Origin of the sequence: Pseudomonas sp. yb_2, assembly GCF_043103905.1 — a bacterium.
Taxonomy (GTDB): domain Bacteria; phylum Pseudomonadota; class Gammaproteobacteria; order Pseudomonadales; family Pseudomonadaceae; genus Aquipseudomonas; species Aquipseudomonas alloputida.
The window spans coordinates 157728-181563 of record NZ_JBICKH010000059.1 but is presented as its reverse complement, the minus strand read 5'-3'; the positions used below and the strand labels follow the sequence as shown (position 1 = coordinate 181563).

General features: G+C 63.0%; 20 protein-coding genes. 4 read left to right on the top strand and 16 right to left on the bottom strand.

Annotation, left to right across the window (positions count from 1 at the left end):
* Window positions 1-61: 61 nt before the first annotated feature.
* From ACF8FB_RS14835 to ACF8FB_RS14825, 3 genes are all read right to left on the bottom strand, one after another.
* Window positions 62-1306 (bottom strand): MFS transporter, encoded by a 1245-nt coding sequence (locus ACF8FB_RS14835; protein WP_392509330.1) that lies wholly within the window; start codon window positions 1304-1306, stop codon window positions 62-64.
* 210 nt (window positions 1307-1516) lie between these two features.
* The gene (locus ACF8FB_RS14830) at window positions 1517-2359 is read right to left on the bottom strand and encodes a mechanosensitive ion channel family protein (RefSeq protein WP_003251892.1); all 843 of its coding nucleotides are present in this window, start codon (window positions 2357-2359) and stop codon (window positions 1517-1519) included.
* Between the two features lie 116 nt (window positions 2360-2475).
* Window positions 2476-2961 carry a YajQ family cyclic di-GMP-binding protein gene (locus tag ACF8FB_RS14825; protein WP_003251890.1) on the bottom strand — a complete coding sequence of 162 codons (486 nt, stop codon included), beginning with the start codon at window positions 2959-2961 and terminating at the stop codon, window positions 2476-2478.
* A gap of 100 nt (window positions 2962-3061) precedes the next feature.
* Here ACF8FB_RS14825 and ACF8FB_RS14820 point away from each other — a divergent pair, with 100 nt between their 5' ends.
* The 3 genes from ACF8FB_RS14820 to ACF8FB_RS14810 are packed head-to-tail and all read left to right on the top strand — an operon-like array spanning window position 3062 to window position 6615.
* Complete coding sequence (locus ACF8FB_RS14820; protein ID WP_010952466.1) at window positions 3062-3979, top strand: putative 2-dehydropantoate 2-reductase; 918 nt, start codon at window positions 3062-3064, stop codon at window positions 3977-3979.
* 37 nt (window positions 3980-4016) lie between these two features.
* Window positions 4017-6047, top strand: coding sequence for an ATP-binding protein (locus ACF8FB_RS14815; protein WP_020193627.1), 2031 nt, complete (start codon window positions 4017-4019; stop codon window positions 6045-6047).
* A 1-nt stretch (window position 6048) separates the two neighbouring features.
* Complete coding sequence (locus ACF8FB_RS14810; protein ID WP_010952464.1) at window positions 6049-6615, top strand: cob(I)yrinic acid a,c-diamide adenosyltransferase; 567 nt, start codon at window positions 6049-6051, stop codon at window positions 6613-6615.
* 32 nt (window positions 6616-6647) lie between these two features.
* Here the strand turns inward: ACF8FB_RS14810 and ACF8FB_RS14805 are convergent, their stop codons facing one another.
* The 4 genes from ACF8FB_RS14805 to secA all read right to left on the bottom strand — a co-directional run bounded on the left by ACF8FB_RS14805 (window position 6648) and on the right by secA (window position 12512).
* Window positions 6648-7592: a Nudix family hydrolase gene (locus tag ACF8FB_RS14805; protein WP_392511509.1), complete on the bottom strand. Its 945-nt coding sequence runs from the start codon at window positions 7590-7592 to the stop codon at window positions 6648-6650.
* Window positions 7589-8221: a glutathione S-transferase family protein gene (locus tag ACF8FB_RS14800; RefSeq protein ID WP_392511508.1), complete on the bottom strand. Its 633-nt coding sequence runs from the start codon at window positions 8219-8221 to the stop codon at window positions 7589-7591. The genes ACF8FB_RS14805 and ACF8FB_RS14800 overlap by 4 nt, the downstream gene beginning before the upstream one ends.
* Window positions 8222-8376: 155 nt before the next feature.
* Window positions 8377-9594 (bottom strand): bifunctional glutamate N-acetyltransferase/amino-acid acetyltransferase ArgJ, encoded by a 1218-nt coding sequence (gene argJ / locus ACF8FB_RS14795; RefSeq protein WP_392511507.1) that lies wholly within the window; start codon window positions 9592-9594, stop codon window positions 8377-8379.
* A gap of 182 nt (window positions 9595-9776) precedes the next feature.
* Window positions 9777-12512 carry a preprotein translocase subunit SecA gene (gene secA / locus ACF8FB_RS14790; RefSeq protein WP_010952460.1) on the bottom strand — a complete coding sequence of 912 codons (2736 nt, stop codon included), beginning with the start codon at window positions 12510-12512 and terminating at the stop codon, window positions 9777-9779.
* A gap of 372 nt (window positions 12513-12884) precedes the next feature.
* Here secA and ACF8FB_RS14785 point away from each other — a divergent pair, with 372 nt between their 5' ends.
* Window positions 12885-13340, top strand: coding sequence for a DUF721 domain-containing protein (locus ACF8FB_RS14785; protein ID WP_003251875.1), 456 nt, complete (start codon window positions 12885-12887; stop codon window positions 13338-13340).
* Between the two features lie 47 nt (window positions 13341-13387).
* On the opposite strand, the gene lpxC is transcribed toward ACF8FB_RS14785, so the two are convergent.
* The 9 genes from lpxC to murD all read right to left on the bottom strand — a co-directional run bounded on the left by lpxC (window position 13388) and on the right by murD (window position 23836).
* Entirely contained in the window at window positions 13388-14299 is a 912-nt protein-coding gene (gene lpxC / locus ACF8FB_RS14780) for a UDP-3-O-acyl-N-acetylglucosamine deacetylase (RefSeq protein WP_003251873.1), read from the bottom strand.
* 112 nt (window positions 14300-14411) lie between these two features.
* Window positions 14412-15608, bottom strand: coding sequence for a cell division protein FtsZ (gene ftsZ / locus ACF8FB_RS14775; RefSeq protein WP_003251871.1), 1197 nt, complete (start codon window positions 15606-15608; stop codon window positions 14412-14414).
* A 55-nt stretch (window positions 15609-15663) separates the two neighbouring features.
* Window positions 15664-16926: a cell division protein FtsA gene (ftsA, locus tag ACF8FB_RS14770; RefSeq protein WP_003251867.1), complete on the bottom strand. Its 1263-nt coding sequence runs from the start codon at window positions 16924-16926 to the stop codon at window positions 15664-15666.
* Between the two features lie 14 nt (window positions 16927-16940).
* Window positions 16941-17810, bottom strand: a complete 870-nt coding sequence (locus ACF8FB_RS14765) for a cell division protein FtsQ/DivIB (protein WP_010952457.1) — start codon at window positions 17808-17810, stop codon at window positions 16941-16943.
* 5 nt (window positions 17811-17815) lie between these two features.
* Window positions 17816-18772, bottom strand: a complete 957-nt coding sequence (locus tag ACF8FB_RS14760) for a D-alanine--D-alanine ligase (protein ID WP_020192745.1) — start codon at window positions 18770-18772, stop codon at window positions 17816-17818.
* On the bottom strand, window positions 18769-20217 hold the full coding sequence (murC, locus tag ACF8FB_RS14755; RefSeq protein ID WP_010952455.1) for a UDP-N-acetylmuramate--L-alanine ligase: 1449 nt from the start codon (window positions 20215-20217) through the stop codon (window positions 18769-18771). Before murC ends, ACF8FB_RS14760 begins: the two co-directional genes overlap by 4 nt.
* Window positions 20210-21289 carry an undecaprenyldiphospho-muramoylpentapeptide beta-N-acetylglucosaminyltransferase gene (gene murG, locus ACF8FB_RS14750; protein WP_392509230.1) on the bottom strand — a complete coding sequence of 360 codons (1080 nt, stop codon included), beginning with the start codon at window positions 21287-21289 and terminating at the stop codon, window positions 20210-20212. Before murG ends, murC begins: the two co-directional genes overlap by 8 nt.
* The gene (gene ftsW / locus ACF8FB_RS14745) at window positions 21279-22493 is read right to left on the bottom strand and encodes a putative lipid II flippase FtsW (RefSeq protein ID WP_003251856.1); all 1215 of its coding nucleotides are present in this window, start codon (window positions 22491-22493) and stop codon (window positions 21279-21281) included. The genes murG and ftsW overlap by 11 nt, the downstream gene beginning before the upstream one ends.
* Window positions 22490-23836, bottom strand: coding sequence for a UDP-N-acetylmuramoyl-L-alanine--D-glutamate ligase (gene murD, locus ACF8FB_RS14740; RefSeq protein WP_319902143.1), 1347 nt, complete (start codon window positions 23834-23836; stop codon window positions 22490-22492). Before murD ends, ftsW begins: the two co-directional genes overlap by 4 nt.

The window sequence follows — 23836 nt, the reverse complement described above, 5'->3', positions numbered from 1 at the left end:
GCGGCGCGGCCCTGTGTAGGAGCGGGTTTACCCGCGAAGAGGCCGGCCCCGGCAATACCGATTATCGAGCTACAGCCCCTTCCCCAGGCCGCCCACCCACCACAAACCACAGCGGCCACAGCGCCAACGCCCCCGCCACCCCCGCCGCCAGGGCAAAATGCAGCAAGCTGGCACCGGCGCCAATCATCGCCAGCAGCGCTCCGCCAAGCCCCAGCAAGGCAATGGTGATCATCCCCAGCATGGCCGAAACCAGCCCCTTGCTCTGTTCGCTGGAGAACAGCGTCATGCGGTACAGCACCGCATTGGCCACGCCCAACCCCAGCGCATACAGCGACATGCCGGCCACCACACTGGTCACGCTCGGCCAGTACCAGGTCGCCAGCACCATCAGGCACAGGCCAGCCAGGTATGGCCAGAGCGCGCCACGCACCAGGGCTGGCAGCGGGTAGCGATCGGCAATACGGTTGATGATCAGGTTACCGAGGATCAGCCCGCCAAAAACCGGCAACTGCCACAAGGCATACTCCAGGGTACTCAACCCCTCATCGTGAATCAGCAGCACCGGCGACAGGCCAATCCAGCCAATCAGCGGCAATCCGACCAACCCAAGGGCGGCACTGCCTGCAACGAAGCGGCGGTTGCCCAGCAACTGGCCATAGCCCGCCAACAGTGGCAGCAGGTGAATCGGCGTGAACGCCAGCCGCGAGCCGTCACGGCGCTCCACGCCCAGGGTTTCCGGCATCAACCGGTACAGCAGCAGCCAGGCCAGCACCGCGCCGATGGCGAATGCCACGAACAGCCAGCGCCAGTCCAGCCATTGCAGCAGCAAGGTGCCCACCAGCGGCCCGAGCAGGGGCGACAGCAAGGCGATGTTGGCCAGCAGGGCCATCATGCGTACAGCATCAGCCTCGCTGAAAGCCTCGTTCAGGGCTGGGTAGCTGACGGTGACCACAAAGCCCAGGCCAATGCCCTGCAACAGACGCAACAGGTTGAACAGGCCGATGTCCTGGACCCAGAAGGTAGCCAGGCAGGCCAGGCCAAAGAATGCGCAACCGACCAGCAGCAGCGGGCGCCGTCCATAACGGTCGGCCAACGGGCCGATCAGCCATTGCAGTACCACGCCCCCCAGCAAGTACAGGTTGAGGGCATGGGGTATGAATTCGGGGCTGGCGTCAAGGTCGCTGACCACGACCGGCATGGCCGGCATGACCGCGTCGCTGGCCAGGTAGGTCAGCAGTTCGAACAGGGCCAGAGTCAGGCCGAACAGCAAGGCACGCAGAGGAGTGATATACAGCAGTGGTTTCATGATGGCGTATCGGGTGTGGCGGGCGGGGTCACGCTATATGCCAGAAATGGCTGGAAATTGCTGTGAGCAAGTGTAATCAGGGTCGGAAAAAGCTGGGGCCGCTTTGCGCCCCTTCGCGGGCAAGCCCGCTCCTACACAGAACACGCATGTCCTCGTAGGGGCGGGCTTGCCCGCGAAGGGGCGCAAAGCGGCCCCGGCTTGAACGCGACATTACTGCGTTGCAGTCTCCTGCACCACGCGAATAACCCGCTGCGGAAACGGAATGTCGATCCCTTCGGCCTTCAACCGGTCACGCGCATACTCGTTGAGCATGAACATCACGTCCCAGTAATCGGAGGTCTTGGTCCACAAGCGCAGCGATACGGTGATCGAGCTGTCGCCCAGCGTCGACACGACCGCCTGCGGTGCCGGGTCTTGCAGAACACGCGGGTCCTTTGCCAGTTCCAGCAACACATTGCGGGCCTTCTGCAGGTCGGCCTCGTAGTCAACGCCCACATCGAACACCACCTTGCGCGTCGGCTGGCGGTTGGTGTTGGTAATGATGCCGTTGGACAGGCTGCCATTGGGCATGATGACCGTCTTGTTGTCACCGGTGCGCAGCACGGTGTGGAAGATCTGGATACTGTCGACGGTGCCGGCAACGCCCTGCGCCTCGATCCAGTCACCGATACGGAACGGGCGGAACATCAGAATCAGCACACCACCGGCGAAGTTCGCCAGGCTGCCCTGCAAGGCAAGGCCGATGGCCAGGCCTGCGGCACCGATGGCGGCGACGAACGAGGTGGTCTCGATGCCGATCATCGAGGCCACGCTGACCAACAGCAGCACCTTCAGCACGATGTTCGCCAGGGTGCTGATGAAGCCCTGCAGCGCCAGGTCGGCGTTGCGCAGGCCCACCAGCTTACCGAGGCGGGCGCTGACCTTGTTGATGATCCACCAGCCGACCGCCAGGGTCAGCAGTGCCAGCAGCACACGGCTGCCGTATTCCATGATCAAGGGAATCCACGTCTGGGATTGGCGGACGAGCTGATCGACTTCAGCGTTCAAATCCATATTCATCTCCTGATGCCGAGCGGCAAGTACACGGTTGAACAGGCCGCGCGTGTTATTACGCAACCCCGGCCCCCATGGACATCATTTGGCCATCGGGGTTCCGGGCCACCCCCGCATCAGTCGCGGAAGTTGTTGAACTGCAGCGGCATGTCGAATTCCTTGGTGCGCAGCAGGGCAATGGCTTCCTGCAGATCGTCACGTTTCTTGCCGGTTACCCGTACCTGCTCACCCTGGATGGCGGCCTGTACTTTCAGCTTGCCATCCTTGATGGTGGCAACGATCTTTTTGGCCAGGTCCTTGTCGATGCCTTCGCGGAACTTGGCTTCCTGTTTCTTTTCCTTGCCGGAGGCGTAGGGGTCCTTGGTTTCCAGGCACTTCACGTCGATCTTGCGCTTGACCAATGCCAGGCGCAGGATCTCCAGCATCGCCTCGAGCTGGAACTCTTCCTCGGCGGTGAGCATCACGGTCTGCTCTTTGTCCTTGAACTCGAAGGTGCCTTTGCCCTTGAGGTCGTAGCGGCGGTCCAGTTCCTTGATGGCGTTGTCGACCGCGTTCTGCACTTCGTGCTTGTCCAGTTCCGATACCACGTCGAACGAAGGCATGGTTGTTCTCCCAAAATAAAAGCGCGCTCAGGCTGAAGATGGAGCGCGCTGGGTTTGAAGGTTAAAATGCGGGCTCATTATAACGGGTTGCGAAACGCATATGAGCAGCACCTGGCATATTCTCGGCGCCGGTAGCCTTGGCAGTCTGTGGGCCTGCCGGCTGGCACGCGCCGGCAAGGCTGTGCGCCTGATCCTGCGTGACGGGCAACGGCTGCAGGCCTATCAGCAGGCCGGTGGCCTGACCCTGGTCGAGCAGGACCAAACCCGGCGCTACGCCATACCGGCCGAAACGGCACAAGCGCAAGGCCCGATCCACCGGCTGCTGGTGGCCTGCAAGGCCTATGACGCTGCCCCGGCGATTGCCGGTGTAGCGCCACGGCTGGCCGAGAGCGCCGAAGTGCTGCTGTTGCAGAATGGCCTGGGCAGCCAGGATGAAGTCGCCGACCTGGTGCCTCACGCTCGCTGCATCTTCGCCTCCAGCACCGAAGGCGCCTTCCGCGAGGGGGACTGGCAGGTGCGTTTTGCCGGCCATGGCTTCAACTGGCTGGGCGACCCACGTAACCCCATGATCCCCGCCTGGTTCGATGACCTGCACGAGGCCGGTATCCCCGCAGAATGGACAGTAGACATACTGACCCGCCTGTGGCGCAAGCTGGCGCTCAATTGCGCCATCAACCCGCTGACCGTGCTTCATGATTGCCAGAATGGCGGGCTGCTGGGGCACCTGGGTGAAGTGCAGGCCCTGTGCGTCGAGCTGGCCCGCCTGCTGCGCCGTTGCGGCCAGCCGCAAGCAGCCGAGGGGCTGGAGGAAGAAGTGCAGCGGGTAATCCTCGCCACCGCAGCCAACTACTCTTCCATGTACCAGGACGTGCATGCAGGACGGCGCACCGAGTTGCACTACCTGCTCGGCCATGCTTGCCGCGCTGCGGGCCGTCATGGCCTGCAACTGCCGCAGCTGGAACACCTGCTGCAGCGCTTGGTCGAAAACCTGCGCGCGCGTGGTTTGCCCTGCGACTGACGCGGCCCTTCAACCGGATACGGACATTGCCTTGCCCATGACCTTGCGCCAACGCCTGGAAAACCTCCCGGTCGGGCAGAAGCTGCTGGCGGCCCTGCTGGTATTGCTGGTGACCATCTTGCTGATGGCCAACCTCACCTTCATCAGCGCCGCCTACTGGATCACCCAGGAAAGCATGGCGCCCCAGGCCATGCAGACCATCGGCCGGCTGGTGGCCAATCCTCAGCTTGCAGCCCGCGCCGGCGACACCCCGGAAACGGCCCGTGCCCTGCTCAAGGAACTGGAAAGTTACACACCGCTACGCGCCGCCGCGGTCTACGGTGGCGATGGCCGAATGCTGGCGCAGTTGCAGCATGGCGAGCCGCTGGCCCTGCCCAAGCGTTTTCGCAACATCGACGGCTGGCGCCTGATGGAGTTTCGCAGCACTCAGTTGATCCGCATCCCCCGCGATGCCAACCCACCGGCACATTTGCTGTTGGTAGCCAGCAGCGAACTGCCCACGGCCTTCTACACCGGCACACTCAGTGCCAGCCTGGGCATCCTGGTGTTCAGTGTCCTGCTATGGATCGTCATCGCCCGGCAGATCAAACGCCTGATCACCCAGCCGATCAACCAGCTTGAGGAGCTCAGCCGCCAGGTTACCCGCGAAGAGAGCTACGCCTTGCGCGCCCAGCGCGGCAACGACGATGAAATCGGCAGCCTGGCCGAGGCCTTCAACACCATGCTGTCGCGCATCGAGGCCCGCGAGCAGCAGCTCAAGAGCGCCCGCGACGAGTTCCAGAGTGCCTACGACCAGGCTCAGGGCCTTGCCGAAGAAACCCGCCACACCAACCGCAAGCTGGAACTGGAAGTACAGGTACGCAGCAAGATCGAGAAAAAGCTCACCGGTTTCCAGAACTATCTCAACAGCATCATCGACTCGATGCCCTCGGCACTGATCGCCCTCGACGAACAGCTTTACGTGACCCAATGGAACCACGAAGCCACGGTGCTTTCCGGCACGCCACTGGACGAGGCACTTAACCAGCCGGTGTTCATTGCGTTCGAGCCGTTGAAGCCGTTCCTCCCGCAACTGAAGGAAACCGTGGAAAAACATCGAGTGGCGAAGATCGAGCGGGTAACCTGGCCCAAGGGCGACGACCTGCGCCACTACGCCCTGACCTTCTACCCACTGACCGGCGGCGGCGGGCGCGGCGTGGTCATTCGTATCGACGACATCACCCAGCGTCTGTCATTGGAAGAAATGATGGTGCAATCGGAGAAAATGCTCTCGGTCGGGGGGCTGGCTGCCGGCATGGCGCACGAAATCAACAACCCGCTGGGCGCTATCCTGCACAACGTGCAGAACATTCGCCGACGCCTGTCGTCCGACCTGCCGCGCAACCAGGAACAGGCCGAAGAGCTGGGCATCGACCTGGCCACGATCAACCGCTACCTGGACAGCCGCGAGGTGCCGCAACTGCTCGACGGCATTCAGCAGGCCGGCGCCCGGGCGGCGAAGATCGTCACCCACATGCTCAGCTTCAGCCGCCGCAGCAACCGCCAGCTGGTGCCATGCGAGCTGCCGGCACTGATCGATCAGGCGCTTGAAATTGCCGGCAATGACTTCGATCTGGCCATCGGCTTCGACTTCAAGGGGCAAGCCATCGTGCGCCAGTTCGACCCCGACCTGGGGCCAGTCCCATGCACCGCCAACGAGCTGGAACAAGTACTGCTCAACTTGCTGAAGAACGCAGCCCAGGCCATCCACCAACGCCCGCAACCCAGCGAGCCCGGACGCATCACACTGCGCACCCGGCTAAATCCGCCATGGGCGGAAATCCAGGTCGAAGACAACGGCGTCGGCATGCCCGAGGCAGTGCGCAAGCGCACCTTCGAGCCGTTCTTCACCACCAAGGAAATCGGCCAGGGTACCGGGCTGGGCCTGTCGGTCTCCTACTTCATCATCACCAACAACCACAAGGGGCAGATGGAAGTGCAATCCACGCCAGGCCAAGGCACCTGCTTTACCCTACGCCTGCCCCTCACCCAGCCGGCAGCGGCGGTGCCGGCCAGAACGGAGCAATGACATGGGCTACCGCCTTTCGAAGATCTATACCCGCACCGGCGACAAAGGCGAAACCGGCCTGGGCGACGGCCGTCGGGTGCCCAAGGACCACCCGCGGATCGAAGCGATTGGCGAGGTGGACAGCCTGAACAGCCAGTTGGGGTTGCTGCTGGCGGGGCTCGCCGAGCATGGGCTGAATGAAGTGACCACAGTGCTGGCGCCGTGTCAGCACCGCTTGTTCGACCTGGGTGGCGAGCTGGCGATGCCCAGTTACCAGGCGTTGAACCTGGCAGAAGTGGAACGCCTGGAGGCGGCCATCGATGTGTGGAACGAAGAGCTGGGGCCGCTGAAAAACTTCATTCTGCCCAGTGGTTCGGCGCTGGTGGCGCAGGCGCATGTGTGCCGCAGTCTGGCGCGCAGTGCAGAGCGCCGGTGCCAGCAGTTGAATGCCATGGAGCCACTGGAAGGCGTTGGTCTGGCGTATATCAACCGGCTTTCCGACCTGCTCTTTGTGGCAGCACGGATCATCGGGCGGCGGCAAGGCATTGCAGAAGTGTTGTGGCAGCCCGCCCCCAAACCTGAAGGCTGATACTAAAGGGGGCTGCTTTGCAGCCCCTTGACTCAAACCTCGGGCCAGAACGCCCGGATCCCGGCTACACCCTGTGCCCCGGCTTCCCAGGCCTGCTCGCGCTCACTCGGCCCTACCCCACCCAGCAGGTAAACCGGCTTGTTGAACCCGGCAGTCAACCGCTGCGCCTCATCCCATCCCAACGGCACCGCCTCTGGGTGAGTCTGGGTCGCCTGCACTGGCGACAGGGTGACAAAGTCCACGCCCATCTGCTCAGCTAGCGCCAGCTCTTCGGCACTGTGGCAGGATGCCGCCAACCAGCGCTCCTTGGGGAACGGTCGGCCCCTGGCGGCGTACTTGCGCAGCTGCGCGGCCGTCAGGTGCCAACCGGCCGCCGGGAAATCACCCAGCCATTCCAGTGGCCCTTTCAGCATCAGCTGCGCCTTGCCCGCACACAGCCCGACCGCATCCACCGCCACGTCGCGGTACTTGGGGTCGTACATGTCCGGGGCACGCAACTGGATCAGGCGAATGCCATTGGCCACCGCCTTCTGGATGCCCTTGAGCAGCTGCGGCACCTCCAACCCATCCGGGGTGATCAGGTACTGGTCCGGCAGGCGCGCAGCGGCGACGATCGGTTTGTTGGCCTCGGGGAATTCGTACTGCGGCAAATCGCGCGGGGCAACCCATTCCAGCGGCTGGCCTTCGGCACCATGGGGTTCGCCAGTGAACGCTTCGACCTCGCGCACGTCCAGCAGCACCTGCTTGTCCGGGTAGTCATGGCTGACCTTGATCAGCGCACGCGAGTGGCTTACCTCGATGCCCAGCTCCTCGCGCAACTCGCGGGCAAGCGCCGCTTCGACGCTTTCGCCTTCTTCCACCTTGCCACCGGGGAACTCCCACAAGCCGCCCTGGTGCTGGGTATCGGCACGGCGTGCGATCAGAATACGGCCATCAGCACCGCGAATGACGGCCGCTACTACATGAATCCGTTTCACGCTTTACGCTCCTCCAGGCCTGCCTGTTGCCATGCCTGGAAGGCTGGCCACTGATAAATGGTCTCGATGTAGGCTGCCGCCTCAGCGGGGACTTCTACGCGGTAGGTGCGCAGGCGCACCGCCACCGGGGCAAAGAAGGCATCGGCCAGGCTTGGCTTGCCGAACAGGAACGGGCCGCTGTCCTTGGCCACCACGCGGCATTCGGACCACAGCGCGACGATACGGTCGATATCGACCTGCACGTCCAGCGGCACAGTGTCCAGCGCCTGGTCACGCGACAGGTCGAACGGCATGGCACCGCGCAGGGCGAAGAAACCGCTGTGCATCTGCGCGCAAGCCGAACGGGCCTGGGCGCGGGCGACTGCGTCGGCAGGCCACAGCTGGGCGTCGGGGTGCTGTTCGTTGAGGTATTCGGCGATGGCCAGGGAATCGGCGATCACACCGTGCTCGGTCTTGAGCAGCGGCACCTTGCCGGTGGAGGAGAAAGCGAGGATGCGCTGGCGGGTATCAGGCTGGTTCAGCTTGATCAGAGTTTCTTCGTAGGGCACGCCAGCCAGCTCGAGGGCCAGGGCGCCACGCAGCGACCAGGAGGAGTACAGCTTGTCGCCGATGATCAGGTGATAGCTCATGGTTCGGCTCCATCAGGTTTGTCTTGCAAAACCCGCAGGCCGCTGCGCGGCCTTTCGCGGGCAAGCCCGCTCCTACAGGGACCGCACCGCTCCTGCAGGCATTGCAACACCTGTGGGAGCGGGCGTGCCCGCGAAGAGGCCTTCGGATCAGTAGATCAGGTACGGTACTCGGCGTTGATCTTCACGTACTCGTGGGACAGGTCAGTCGTCCAGATGGTTTCGCTGCACTGGCCACGGCCCAGTTCGATTCGGATGGTGATCTCTTCCTGGGCCATCACTGCCGAACCCTGCGCTTCGGTATAGCTCGGGCTGCGGCCGCCTTTGCTCGCGATGCAAACGCTGTCCAGGTAAACATCGATCAGGCTCACATCCAGCTCCGGTACACCGGCACGGCCTACGGCGGCGAGGATGCGGCCCCAGTTCGGGTCGGAAGCGAACAGCGCGGTCTTGATCAGCGGCGAGTGGGCCACGGCGTAGCCGACGTCCAGGCACTCCTGGTGGTTGCCACCACCGTTGACCTGCACGGTCACGAACTTGGTCGCACCTTCGCCGTCACGGACGATGGCCTGGGCCACTTCCATGCACACTTCGAACACGGCCTTTTTCAGCGCTTCGAAAAGCGCGCCGCTGGCTTCGGTCACTACCGGCAGGTCGGCCTTGCCGGTAGCGATCAGCATGCAGCAATCGTTGGTCGAAGTGTCACCATCGATCGTGATGCGGTTGAACGACTTGTTGGCGCCGTCCAGCATCAGGTCCTTGAGTACCTTTGGCGCCACCTTGGCGTCGGTGGCGATGTAGCCCAGCATGGTCGCCATGTTCGGGCGGATCATGCCTGCACCCTTGCTGATACCGGTAACGGTGACGGTCACGCCATCGTGCTGGAACTGGCGGCTGGCCCCTTTGGGCAGGGTGTCGGTGGTCATGATGCCGGTAGCGGCCTCAGCCCAGTTGTTCTCCGACAGGTTGTCGAGGGCGGCCTGCAGCGCGCCTTCGATCTTTTCGACCGGCAGCGGCTCGCCAATCACGCCGGTGGAGAACGGCAGTACCGACTCGGCCGGTACGCCAGCCAGTTCGGCCAGCTTGGCGCAGGTGCGCTCGGCGGCGGCCAGGCCTGGCGCGCCGGTGCCGGCGTTGGCGTTACCCGTGTTGGTCAGCAGGTAGCGCACGGTGCCCTGTACACGCTGCTTGGACAGGATCACCGGCGCTGCGCAGAAGGCGTTGAGGGTGAACACGCCAGCCACGCTGGAGCCTTCGGCACAGCGCATGACCACCACATCCTTGCGCCCCGGGCGCTTGATACCGGCAGAAGCGATACCGAGTTCAAAACCCGGAACCGGGTGCAGGGTGGGCAAAGGACCAAGACCAACAGCCATTAGAGCGCTCCTAGAAAAAACGATGATGTCGAAAAAGGGGCCGCTTCGCACCCCATCGCGACACAAGGCCGCCCCCACAAGGATCGCGCCCGTTCATGGACGAGCGCGGTACCTGTGGGAGCGGCCTTGTGTTGCGAAAGGGCCGCAAAGCGACCCCAGGCTTGTACAACGTAAGGTTCAGATCACTCGATCTGACCGTGGCAATGCTTGAACTTCTTGCCCGAACCACACCAGCACGGCTCGTTGCGGCCCAGCTTCTGGTCATTGCGTACTGGCGCCGAGGCTACCGCTACTTCGGCACCCTCCTCGCTCAGTTGCTCGCTTCCCAGGCCCGGTGCAGCGGCGTGCTGGAACTGCATGCGACTCGCCAGCTCTTCGGCCTCGCGGCGCAGGCGAGCTTCTTCTTCGGCCGGGTCTTCGCGGCGAACCTGTACGTGCGACAGCACACGGATGGTGTCGCGCTTGATCGACTCCAACAGCTCCTGGAACAGGCTGAACGACTCGCGCTTGTACTCCTGCTTCGGGTTCTTCTGCGCATAACCACGCAGGTGAATACCGTGACGCAGGTGGTCCATGGTCGACAGGTGGTCTTTCCACAGGTCGTCCAGTACGCGCAACAGAATCTGCTTCTCGAAGGTTCGCAAGGCCTCGAGACCGGCCTGGTCTTCCTTCTCGGTGTAGGCCGTGGTGATCTCGCTCAGCAGCTTCTCGCGCAGGGTCTCTTCGTAGAGGTGATCGTCCTCGTCGAGCCATTGCCGGATTGGCAACTTGATGGCGAAATCGCTGGCCAGCGAAGCCTCCAGGCCGGCTACGTCCCACTGCTCTGGCAGCGACTGCGGCGGAATGTGCTGGCTGATGGTAGCGTCCAGTACTTCCTTGCGGAATTCGACGATGGTGTCGCCAATGTTCTCGGCGGCCAGCAGGCTGTTGCGCATGTGGTAGATCACCTTGCGCTGCTCGTTGGCGACGTCGTCATATTCGAGCAATTGCTTACGAATGTCGAAGTTGCGGCCTTCGACCTTGCGCTGGGCTTTCTCGATAGCGTTGGTGACCATGCGGTGCTCGATGGCCTCGCCCGACTGCATGCCCAGTGCCTTCATGAAGTTCTTCACCCGGTCAGAGGCGAAGATGCGCATCAGGCTGTCTTCCAGCGACAGGTAGAAGCGGCTGGAACCCGGGTCGCCCTGACGACCGGAGCGGCCGCGCAGCTGATTGTCGATACGGCGCGATTCGTGGCGCTCGGAAGCGATTACATGCAGGCCACCCGTCTCGATCACTTGCTGGTGACGCTTCTGCCAGTCGGCCTTGATCTGGGCGATCTGCTCGGCTGTCGGGTTTTCCAGGGCTGCCACTTCGGCTTCCCAGTTACCGCCCAGCAGGATGTCGGTACCACGGCCAGCCATGTTGGTGGCGATGGTCAGGGCACCTGGCGCGCCAGCTTGCGCGATGATCTCGGCTTCCTTCTCGTGATACTTGGCGTTGAGCACCTTGTGGTCGATCCCTTCCTTTTTCAGGAGGTTGGACATGTGCTCGGAAGTTTCAATGGTCGCGGTACCCACCAGCACCGGACGGCCCAGCTTCATGCTTTCCTTGATGTCGGCGATGATCGCGGCGTATTTCTCGTCAGCGGTCAGGTACACCAGGTCGTTGTAGTCCTTACGCGCCAGTGGCTTGTTCGGCGGAATGACCATCACGTTCAGGCCATAGATCGACTGGAACTCGAATGCTTCGGTGTCGGCGGTACCGGTCATGCCGGACAGCTTGGTGTACAGGCGGAAGTAGTTCTGGAAAGTGGTCGAAGCCAGGGTCTGGCTCTCGGCCTGGATGTTCAGGTTCTCTTTGGCTTCAATGGCCTGGTGCAGGCCCTCGGACAGGCGACGGCCCGGCATGGTACGGCCGGTGTGTTCGTCGATCAGCAGAACCTGGCCGTCTTGGACGATGTACTCGACGTTGCGGTGGAACAGCTTGTGTGCACGAAGACCGGCGTAGACGTGTGTCAGCAAGCCCAGGTTGTGCGCGGAGTACAGGCTCTCGCCTTCAGCCAGCAGGCCCGCCTGGGCCAGCATCTCCTCGATGAACTGGTGACCGGCTTCGTTCAGCTCCACCTGGCGACTCTTCTCGTCGATGGTGAAGTGGCCTTCCTGGGTGACCTGGCCTTCGACCTCTTCGATGTGCTGGGTGAGGCGCGGGATCAGGCGGTTGATCTCGATGTACAGCTTGGAGCTGTCCTCGGCCTGACCGGAAATGATCAGCGGGGTACGCGCTTCGTCGATGAGGATGGAGTCGACTTCGTCGATCACGGCGAAGTTAAGTTCACGCTGGAACTTCTCGTCCTGGCTGAACGCCATGTTGTCGCGCAGGTAGTCGAACCCGAATTCGTTGTTGGTGCCGTAGGTGATGTCGGCTGCATAGGCGGCGCGCTTTTCTTCCGGCGGCTGGAAGGCCGAGACGATACCGACCGACAGACCGAGGAACTCGTACAGCGGGCGCATCCAGTTGGCGTCACGGCGCGCCAGGTAGTCGTTGACGGTGACCACATGCACGCCCTTGCCGGACAATGCGTTGAGGTAGACGGCCAAGGTACCGACCAAGGTCTTGCCTTCACCGGTGCGCATTTCTGCGATCATACCCTCGTGCAGGGTCATGCCGCCAATCAGCTGCACATCGAAATGGCGCATGCCCATTACGCGCTTGCCGGCCTCGCGGGCCACGGCGAAGGCTTCGGGCAGCAACTGGTCCAGTGTCTCGCCTTTGGCCAGGCGTTCCTTGAACTCTGCAGTCTTGCCCCGCAGTTGCTCGTCGGAGAGGGCCACCATCTTCTCTTCGAAGGCATTGACGATACTCACCGTCTTGAGCATGCGTTTGACTTCACGCTCGTTCTTGCTTCCAAAAAGTTTTTTTAACAAAGGCGCAAACATATCGGCAGGATCTTCCACACGTAGGGATGGAGGGCGGCCCCATGAGTCGCCCGTGCAGCCCATAGGCCGCATGCGAACGAGCATTCTACCCGGAAACGATGGTGAGGAAAGTGGTGGATTTCCACGATGCTGATACAGCGTTTTGGCAGGGGCCTGTTTTAGATAGGGGCATTTTCACTGAGTTCAAGGCTTGGCAACATGAAAGCTATCGAGAACCAGTCTTGTCTTTGGCTGCCTGTGCCGGCCTCTTCGCGGGTGAACCCGCTCCTACAAGATACCGATAACCCTGGCAGGAGCGGGTTCCCCCGCGAAGAGGCCGGCACAGGCAACGGAGATGTTAGACTGTGCCCACGTCACTTCACGCGTACCCCCATGGCCTACAAACCCTCCCCCGCCCAGCCACCTTCCGCCCTGCTGCGCCAGGTGCGCCCGCTGCGCCTGCTGCTGAACCAGGCCGAGCGCCTGGAGCACTTGCAGCGCCTGCTGGAAAGCCAGTTGCAACCGGCTGCCCGCGAGCACTGCCATGTGGCGTCCTGGCGCGATGGTACTTTGTTGCTGGTGGTTACCGACGGCCATTGGGCAACCCGCCTGCGCTACCAGCAGAAGCGCTTGTTGGCGGCCCTGCAGGCCATGGAAGCATTCGGCAACCTCAGGCGCATCCTGTACAAGGTACAGCCGCCGCTGGTACCGGCCAAGCGTGGCGGGCATGCGGCCGAGCTTTCGAACAGCGCGGCCGAGAGCCTGCGCGACACCGCCGAGGGCATTACCGACCCCAAACTGCGTGCCGCACTGGAACGGTTGGCGGCCCACGCCCAGGGCAAGCCATAAAAAAGGCCACCCGAAGGTGGCCTTAATGAACTAGAGAGTGTTCGAACTTACACGGCCGCAACAGGGCGCATGTACGAGATCGGTGCCGTGCTGGCATCTTCGAAAGTGACCACTTCCCAGGCATCGGTTTCAGCAATCAGCTTGCGCAACAGCTGGTTGTTCAGCGCGTGGCCGGACTTGAAGCCCTTGAACTCGCCGATCAGGCTGTTGCCCAGCAGGTACAGATCGCCGATGGCGTCGAGGATCTTGTGCTTGACGAATTCGTCTTCGTAACGAAGGCCGTCTTCGTTCAGCACACCGTCCTCATCGACCACGATGGCGTTCTCGACACTGCCACCCAACGCAAGGTTGTGCTTGCGCAGGTACTCGATGTCACGCATGAAACCAAAAGTACGCGCGCGGCTGACTTCCTTCACGAACGACGTGCTGGAAAAGTCGACGCTGGCGCTCTGGGTCCGGTTGCGAAGCACCGGGTGATCGAAATCGATCTCGAAGCTCACCTTGAAACCTTCGAAAGGCAGGAACGTGGCGCGCTTGTCGCCCTCTTCCACGGTTACCTCACGCAGGATGCGGATGAACTTCTTGGCTGCGTCCTGTTCTTCCAGGCCGGCAGACTGAATCAGGAATACAAAAGGACCGGCGCTGCCATCCATGATCGGCACTTCCGAGGCGGAGAGCTCGACGTAGGCGTTATCGATGCCCAGACCCGCCATGGCGGAGAGCAGGTGCTCGACCGTATCGACCTTGACGTCACCGTTGACCAGCGTCGTCGACATGGTTGTCTCGCCGACGTTGGCCGCACGCGCAGGGATCTCGACCACAGGGTCGAGGTCGGCGCGGCGGAAGACGATGCCGGTGTCAACAGGTGCAGGCTTGAGGGTCAGGTAAACCTTCTCCCCGGAGTGCAGACCGACACCTGTGGCACGGATGGTATTCTTCAGGGTGCGTTGTTTAATCATGGCATTGGCCGCTTCAGCGCAAATTGCGAACAGGTATCAACAAAGGCTGGGGATGATAACAGACCCAACCTTTGATGAATACCAATCACCTTTATACCCCTGATAAATTCCATTAATCAGCCTGACGACGCAGGAATGCCGGGATATCGAGGTAGTCCAGGTCATCCTGAGGGTTCAGTTTAGCGGCTGCGGCAGCACCTGCATGCGCCTGGTTGCGCATGACGGTCGGGCGCTCCAGGTCACGGTAGTTGACCGCTGGCTGCTCCTGGCGCACCGGCGCAGGATTGGACGCTTCGTACGCCTGCTGGGCAGTCTGCAGGGTATTGTCGACCACCTTCACAGGCTTCTCGATGCGTGCGCCCAGTCCAGTGGCCACCACGGTCACGTGCAGTTCGTCGCGCATGTCCGGGTCGATCACGGTGCCGACCTTGACCATCGCGTGGTCGGAGGCGAAGGCTTCGATGATGCTACCCACGTCGGAGTACTCACCCAGCGACAGGTCCGGGCCTGCGGTGATGTTCACCAGGATACCGCGGGCGCCCTGCAGGTTGACGTCTTCCAGCAGCGGGTTACGGATAGCTGCCTCGGTGGCTTCACGCGCACGGTTCGGGCCGCTGGCGCAGCCAGTACCCATCATGGCCATGCCCATTTCACCCATCACGGTGCGCACGTCGGCGAAGTCGACGTTGATCATGCCTGGGCGCTTGATGATGTCGGAGATACCGCGTACGGCACCGGCCAGTACATCGTCAGCCTTGGCGAAGGCGGACAGCAGGCTGGCATCCTTGCCCAGGATGGTCAGCAGCTTCTCGTTGGGGATGGTGATCAACGAGTCGACGCTTTCAGCCAGCATGCGGATGCCTTCATCGGCGATCTGCATGCGCTTGCGGCCTTCGAACGGGAACGGACGGGTCACCACTGCAACGGTGAGGATACCCATTTCCTTGGCCACTTCGGCAATGATTGGCGCTGCACCGGTACCGGTACCGCCACCCATGCCGGTGGTGATGAACACCATGTTGGTGCCCTGCAGCACTTCGGCAATGCGCTCACGGTCTTCCAGCGCGGCCTGACGGCCGACTTCCGGATTGGCACCGGCACCCAGGCCCTTGGTCACACCCGTGCCCAATTGCAGGATGGTGCGCGCGCCAATGTTTTTCAGCGCCTGGGCATCGGTGTTGGCGCAGATGAATTCCACGCCTTCGATGCTGCTCTTGACCATGTGATTGACGGCGTTGCCGCCACCACCACCAACGCCGATCACTTTAATGACCGGACTTTGCGGGACGTTGTCTACGAGCTCGAACATTTTCCCTCTCCTTACAGTTCTCTAGTTGTTGCGCCTACCACTACTGCTTTGAAACTTAGAAGTTGCCCTGGACCCACTTCTTGAAGCGTTCAAGCACTGGGGCCTTCGGTTCATCGCCATAGCTGTTGCTGCTGCTGTTGCTGTTACCGGTCAGGGCCAAGTCCTCGGACTGCTTCAGCAGGCCGTAGGTGAGCAAGCCCACACCAGTGGAATAGATCGGGTTGCGCACCACGTCGCTCAGCCCCCGAACGCTGTGCGGCACGCCCAGGCGTACCGGCATGTGGAAGATTTCCTCGGCCAGTTCGACGGCGCCTTCCATCTTCGCGGTGCCGCCGGTGAGGACGATGCCGGCGGGCACCAGGTCTTCGTAGCCACTGCGGCGCAGTTCGGCCTGGATAAGGGTGAAGAGCTCGTCGTAACGTGGCTCCACCACCTCGGCCAGGGCCTGGCGCGACAGCTCGCGCGGTGGGCGATCGCCCACGCTCGGCACCTTGATGGTCTCGCCAGCGCCAGCCAGTTTGGCCAGGGCACAGGCGTAGCGGATCTTGATTTCTTCGGCGTACTGGGTCGGGGTACGCAGGGCCATGGCGATGTCGTTGGTCACCTGGTCGCCAGCAATCGGGATGACCGCCGTGTGGCGGATGGCACCCTCGGTGAAGATGGCGATGTCGGTGGTGCCGCCACCGATGTCCACCAGGCACACGCCCAGCTCTTTTTCATCATCGGTCAGTACCGAGTAGGCCGAAGCCAGCTGCTCGAGGATGATGTCGTCGATTTCCAGGCCGCAGCGGCGCACACACTTCTCGATGTTCTGGGCGGCGTTGACTGCGCAAGTGACCACGTGAACCTTGGCTTCCAGGCGCACGCCAGACATGCCCAGCGGCTCGCGCACGCCTTCCTGGTTGTCGATCACGTAGTCCTGCGGCAAGGTGTGCAGCACGCGCTGGTCGGCCGGAATCGCCACGGCCTGGGCGGCGTCGAGTACGCGCTCCAGGTCGGCCAGGCTGACTTCGCGGTCACGGATGGCGACGATGCCGTGAGAGTTCAGGCTGCGGATGTGGTTACCGGCCACACCGACGAACGCCGAGTGGATACGGCAGCCGGCCATCAGCTGCGCCTCTTCCACGGCGCGCTGGATCGACTGCACGGTGGACTCGATGTTCACCACCACGCCTTTTTTCAGGCCACGGGACGGATGGGTACCGATCCCGACGATTTCCAGGGTGCCGTCTTCGCCCACTTCGCCCACCAGCGCCACCACCTTGGAGGTGCCAATGTCCAGCCCGACGATCATTTTGCCGCTATGCGCGTTTGCCATGGTCCTGCCTCTCTCTAATTCTTCGCAACGGCGGGTTGGGCCGTCGTCGGTGCAATCGGTTCCCGCCAACCAACGGCAAGTCCGTTGGAATAACGCAGATCAATGCGGGCGATAGTGGTGATCTGGTCTTTGAGTGTCTTGTCGTAAATGGCAATGAAACGGCGCATCTTCTCCACCAGATGATCGCGCCCCAGCAGCAACTCGATGCCTGGCCCGGCACTGCTCGCACCGGTGGTCAGGAACCAGCTGCCTCGCTCGCGCAGCTCCAGGCGAGCGATGGAAAAGCCCAAGGGGCGCAGCATCTGGCTCAATACCTGATACTGCTGCATGACTTGTTGCTGAGCACGCTGCGGCCCGGCCAGCTGCGGCAGGTGCTCATAGTTGGCCAGCTCGCGCGGGGTGAAAGCCTGACCCTGGTTGTTGAGCAGGGCTGCGTCCCCCCAGCGTGCCACCGGCAGCTGCTCTTCAAGGCGGATCACCACCTCGTCGGGCCACACCCGGCGCACTTCGGCGTGGGCGATCCACGGCATCTGCTCGAGCTCGGCGCGCATCGCCGGCAGGTCGACGCTGAAGAAGCTCGCCGCCACGTAGGGCGCGATACGCTGCTGCACCGATTGCTGACTGATGTAGCTGAGGTCGCCCTGCACATCGATCTTGCTGATCGGGCGGTCGGCGTACGGCATCAGGCGAACGGCGCCCTCGTAGGCACCAAAGCCGGCCGCCACCAGCAACACCGGCCACAGCAAGCGCTTCAGGCCGCCCAGGCTTGGCCGGGGCAGGCGCGCCGATACGGGCTCGTCGGCCACCAGCCGGCTGGCACCACGCGGTACCGGCTTGCTACGGCCGGTAACGGGTTGCTGCTGACGTATCATCGCGCCTTGCATGGTTATTAACCTCGCGTCGCCACGCTTTCGGCCAGGATTGCCAGCACCAGTTGCTGGAAGTCCAGGCCAGCCGCGCGGGCCGCCATGGGCACCAGGCTATGATCTGTCATGCCTGGTGCGGTGTTGACTTCGAGCAGCCAGAACCGGCCCTGCTCGTCCTGCATCACGTCCAACCGCCCCCAGCCTTCGATGCCAATGGCATCGCAGGCGCGCGCGGTCAGGTCGATCAGTTCCTGTTCCTTGACGCTATCCAGCCCGCACGGGATGCGGTACTGGGTATCGTTGGCGATGTACTTGGCGTCATAGTCGTAGAACACGTGCGGCGTACCCAGGGCGATCGGCGGCAGCACCTGGCCGCGCAGTACCGCGATGGTGAACTCCGGGCCGTGGATCCACTGCTCCACCAGTACCTGGGAATCGTATTTGGCGGCGTCCTGCCAGGCGGCGACCAGTTCCTGGGTGCTGTTCACCTTGGCCATGCCGATACTAGAGCCTTCATGGGCGGGTTTGACGATAAGCGGGAAGCCCAGTTCCGTACTGGCCTGCAAACAATCGCTCTCGCTCGCCAGCACCGCGTGGCGTGGCGTGGGAATACCCAGGCTCTGCCACACCTGCTTGGTGCGCAGCTTGTCCATCGCCAGCGCCGAAGCCAGGATGCCGCTGCCGGTGTAGGGGATGCCCAGGCACTCCAGCAAACCTTGCATACTCCCGTCTTCACCGCCACGGCCGTGGAGGATGATGAAGGCGCGATCAATCTTCTCGCTCTGCAGGCGTGCGAGCAGGTCGTCACCGACGTCGATGGCAACCACGTCGACGCCGGCAGTGCTCAGCGCATCGATCACTGCGGCGCCGGATTTCAGCGACACTTCACGCTCGGCGCTCTTGCCACCGTACAGCACGGCGACGCGACCGAACGCCTTGACGTCCAGGGTCGAGTGCAGCTTGTCGTAGGCGCTGGTCATTTCGACTTCTCCTGCTTGGCGCCTGCGAACAGCGGGCTTTTCATCAACTGAGGGGCCAGGCCGCCGACATCACCGGCACCCTGGCAGAGCAGGATGTCGCCAGCGCGCAGCAGTGGCTTGACCAGCGGTGCCAGTTCGGCGCCGCGCTCGATGTAGATCGGGTCCAGCTTGCCGCGCTGGCGGATGCTGTGGCACAGCTGACGGCTGTCGGCACCGGGGATCGGCTCTTCGCCGGCCGGGTAGACTTCCATCAGCAGCAGCACATTGGCATCGCCCAGCACCTGGACGAAATCGTCGTACAAGTCGCGGGTGCGGCTGTAGCGGTGCGGCTGGTAGACGATCACCAGGCGGCGGCTTGGCCAGCCACCGCGCACAGCCTTGATCACCGCCGCCACTTCGGTGGGGTGATGACCGTAGTCGTCGACCAGCATCACACTGCCGCCTTCGACCGGCAGCTCGCCGTATACCTGGAAGCGACGACCGACACCCTGGAAGCCGGACAGGCCCTGGACGATGGCCTCGTCAGTAATGCCTTCGTCAGTGGCGATGGCGATGGTCGCCAGGGCGTTGAGCACGTTGTGGTTGCCGGGCATGTTCACCGAAACCTCCAACGGCTCGCGATCACGGCGCAGCACGGTGAAGTGGGTCTGCATGCCCTGCTGACGCACATTGATGGCGCGGATGTCGGCCTCTTCGCTGAAGCCGTAGGTCACGGTCGGGCGCTTGACCTGCGGCAGGATCTCGCGAACCACCGGGTCGTCCAGGCACATCACCGCCAGCCCATAGAACGGCAGGTTGTGCAGGAACTCGACGAAGGTTTTCTTCAGCTTGTTGAAGTCACCTTCGTAGGTCGCCATGTGGTCGGCGTCGATGTTGGTGACAACCGCGACCATCGGCTGCAGGTGCAGGAAGCTGGCATCGCTTTCGTCTGCTTCAGCGATCAGGTAGCGGCTGGTGCCCAGCTGCGCATTGGTACCGGCAGCGGTAAGGCGGCCACCGATGACGAAGGTCGGGTCCAGGCCACCGGCGGCGAACACTGAAGCCAGCAGGCTGGTCGTGGTGGTCTTGCCGTGAGTACCGGCAACGGCCACGCCATGGCGGTAACGCATCAGCTCGGCGAGCATCTCGGCACGCGGCACCACCGGAATGCGCCGCTCGAGGGCGGTGGCAACTTCCGGGTTGGCCGGGTTGATGGCGCTGGACACCACCAGCACATCGGCGGTGGCGGCGTTCTCGGCGCGGTGGCCGACGAAGATCTCAGCGCCGAAGGACTCCAGGCGTTCGGTGACCGGCGAGGCTTTAAGGTCCGAACCGGACACTTCATAGCCCAGGTTCAGCAACACTTCGGCAATACCGCACATGCCCACGCCGCCGATGCCGACGAAGTGAATGCGGCGAATACGGCCCATCTTCGGCTGGGGCATGGCTTTCTGGCTCTCAACCATGGGCCACCTCCAGGCAGATATCGACCACGGTGCTGGTTGCAGCAGGTTTGGCCAGGCGCCGAGCGGTGCCAGCCATGACGTTGAGTTTCTCGGGTTGCATCAGCACCTCGTTCAGGCGTTCAGCGAGTTGCGCTGCGCCAGTTGTCGCTTGTGGCATCAGGAAGGCAGCGCCTTCGCGGGCCAGATATTGGGCGTTGTGGGTCTGGTGATCGTCGATCGCATGGGGCAAAGGCACCAGCATCGAAGGCAGGCCTGCTGCTGCCAGTTCGCTGACAGTCAAGGCACCGGCCCGGCACACCACCAGGTCGGCCCAGCCATAAGCCTGGGCCATGTCTTTGATGAAAGGCTCTACCTGAGCCGCGACGCCCGCCTCGTGATAACGCTCGGCGGTGATCGGTGCGTGCTGCTTGCCGGCCTGGTGGAACACCTCTGGCCGCAGCGCCGCGGGCACCTCGGACAGGGCCTTAGGCAACAATTTGTTCAATGGTTCCGCACCCAGGCTGCCACCCAGCACCAACAGGCGTGCGCGGCGCTCGACCAAAGGTGTGCGTTGCGCGTCCATGAAGAGCTCCGGGCGCACCGGGTTGCCGGTGGTGCGACGTTTGTCGCTGGCCTCGAAGGTGTTCGGGAAAGCTTCGCAGACCCGCGCCGAGAGTGGCACCAGCAACCGATTGGCGGTACCGGCCCTGGCGTTCTGCTCATGGATCACCAGTGGCACGCCGCACAGCCGCGCAGCCACGCCGCCGGGGCCGGTCACATAGCCGCCAAAGCCCAAGACACATACGGGCTTGAGCTGGCGAATGATGCGCCGTGCCTGCAGCACGGCCTTGACCAACGTGAAAGGCGCCTTGAGCAACGACAGCTTGCCCTTGCCGCGCAAGCCGCTGACCTGAATCAGGTGCAATGGCAAGCCTGCCTGTGGCACCAACTCGTTCTCGATGCCACGCGGGGTGCCCAACCAGTGCACGCTGTAACCGCGATTCTGGAACTCACGGGCGCAGGCCAGCGCCGGGAATACGTGCCCCCCGGTGCCGCCGGCCATGATCAGTACATTTTTGCCTTCAGCGGCCATGACTGGTCTCCTCGGCAAAATCGCTTTCGCTGAATTCGTGCTCCTCACTGCCCAGATGCGTGCGACTTTCCCACTCGATGCGCAGCAACAGGCCTACGCAGGCGCAGCAGATCACCAGCGAGCTCCCCCCGTAACTGAGAAACGGCAGTGTCAGGCCCTTGGTCGGCAGCAGGCCGACGTTCACACCGATGTTGATCAGGAACTGGCCAATCCACAGGAAAGCCAGGCCGAACGCCATGTAGGCGGCAAAGAACTGTTTGGCCTTCTCGGCCCACAGGCCGATGTACAGGGCGCGCACAGTGACGAACACAAACAGCGCGACGGTCAGCAGCGAGCCGACCACGCCCAGTTCTTCCGCCAGAACCGAGAACACGAAGTCGGTGTGCGCTTCAGGCAGGTAGAACTGCTTCTGCACGCTGTTGCCCAGGCCAACGCCCAGCCACTCGCCACGGCCGAAGGCGATCAGTGCCTGGGTCAGCTGGTAGCCGGAGCCGAACTGATCGGCCCAGGGGTCGGTGAACGTAATAAGGCGCGCCATCCGGTAGGGCTGCGCCTGGACCAGGACAAATACCGCCAGCACCGCCAGCACCACCATCAGGCTGAAGCGGAACAACCCCACCCCACCCAGAAACAACATGGCCGCCGCCGCGCCCATCATGACCACGGTGGCGCCAAAGTCCGGTTCCATCAGCAGCAAGGCGGCCATGGGCAGCAGTACGATGAACGGCTTGAAGAAGCCCATCCAGGTTTCGCGCACCTCGGTCTGTCGGCGCACCAGGTAGCCGGCCAGGTAGATGACCACGAACACCTTGGCGATTTCCGAAGGCTGCACGTTGAAGAAGCTGAAACCGATCCAGCGCATGGAGCCGTTAACCTCACGGCCGATACCCGGCACCAGGACCAGGACCAGCAGGCCGAAGGCGCCAAGCAGCATCATGAAGCCCATGCGCTGCCAGGTGGCGATCGGCACCAGCATGGTTGCACCGCAGGCCACCAGGCCGAGGAATACGTACACCAGGTGGCGGAACATGTGATACAGCGGGTTGCCGGACTGTACAGCAGCCACTTCCGAAGAGGCCGAAGTGATCATCACCAGGCCCAGACCCAGCAAGGCCAGGCAACCGGCGAGCATCGGGAAGTCCAGGTCGACGCCACGGCCGCTGATCAGCGGCGACGGGTAGGGTTTGAAGATGCCGAAGATCATGCAAGACCTCCCGCTGCCTGGGCGAACAGACGCCCCCGTTCCTCGAAGTTCTTGAACATGTCGAGGCTGGCGCATGCTGGCGACAGCAGCACGGCATCGCCGGCCTGGGCCAGCTCGGCACACTGCTGTACGGCATCGTCAAGCGTCTTGACCCGAACCAGTGGCACGGCATCGCTCAAGGCCTCGGCCAGGCGCTCGGCATCACGGCCGAGCAATACCACGGCGCGGCAGAAACGCTTGACCGGCTCGCGCAGCGCAGTGAATTCAGCACCTTTGCCGTCACCACCGGCGATCAGCACCAACTTGCCTTCGATATCGGCGCCCAGGCCTTCGATGGCGGCTAGGGCAGCACCGACATTGGTGGCCTTGGAATCGTCGTACCAGTTCACGCCATTACGCTCGCGTACCCACTGGCACCGGTGGGCCAGGCCACCGAACTCGCGCAGGGCCGCGAGCATGGGCTCGAACGGCAGGCCGGCAGCATGCCCCAGGGCCAGCGCCGCCAGGGCGTTGCTCTGGTTGTGAGCACCGCGAACCTTCAGTTCACGCGCCGGCATCAGCGTCTGGAACTCGAACGCCAGGTATTTTTCACCGTCCACTTCACGCAGGCCAAACGCTTTGAAGTCGGGCGAGTTGAGGCCGAAGGTCCAGCATGGTCGGCCTTCCACCGGCAGCGGCCGGCTCAGGGCGTCCTGGCGGTTGACCACCACCTGGCGGGCACCGCGGAAAATCCGGTGCTTGGCCAGGTGGTAGGCCGGAAGGCCGCTATAGCGGTCCATGTGGTCTTCGCTGATGTTCAGAACAGTCGCCACTTCGGCGTTGAGCTGGTCAGTGGTTTCCAGCTGGAAGCTGGAAAGCTCTAGCACGTACAGCTCGATGTCATCGGCCAGCAGGTCGAGCGCCGGGGTACCGAGGTTACCGCCCACGGCCACTCGCTTGCCGGCCTTGGCGGCCATTTCACCGACCAGCGTCGTGACGGTGCTCTTGGCGTTGGAACCACTGATCGCAATGATCGGCGCCTTGGCATGGCGAGCAAACAGCTCTATGTCGCCAGACAGCTTCACGCCACGCGCGGCCGCCTGCTGCAAGGCCGGCGTGGCCAAGGCCAGGCCGGGGCTCACGTACAGCTCGTTGGCGCGGCACAGGAAGTCCACGTCCAGTTCACCACAGCGCACTTCCACCTGCGGGTAATCACGGCGCAGGGTTTCCAGTTCCGGCGGCTGCTCGCGGGTATCGGCGACCGCAAAGGCAATGCCCCGGCTCGCCAGGAAGCGAACCAGGGACATGCCGCTCTTGCCGAGGCCGACAACGATGCGGAATTGGTCGGAAGCGATCAAAGACAC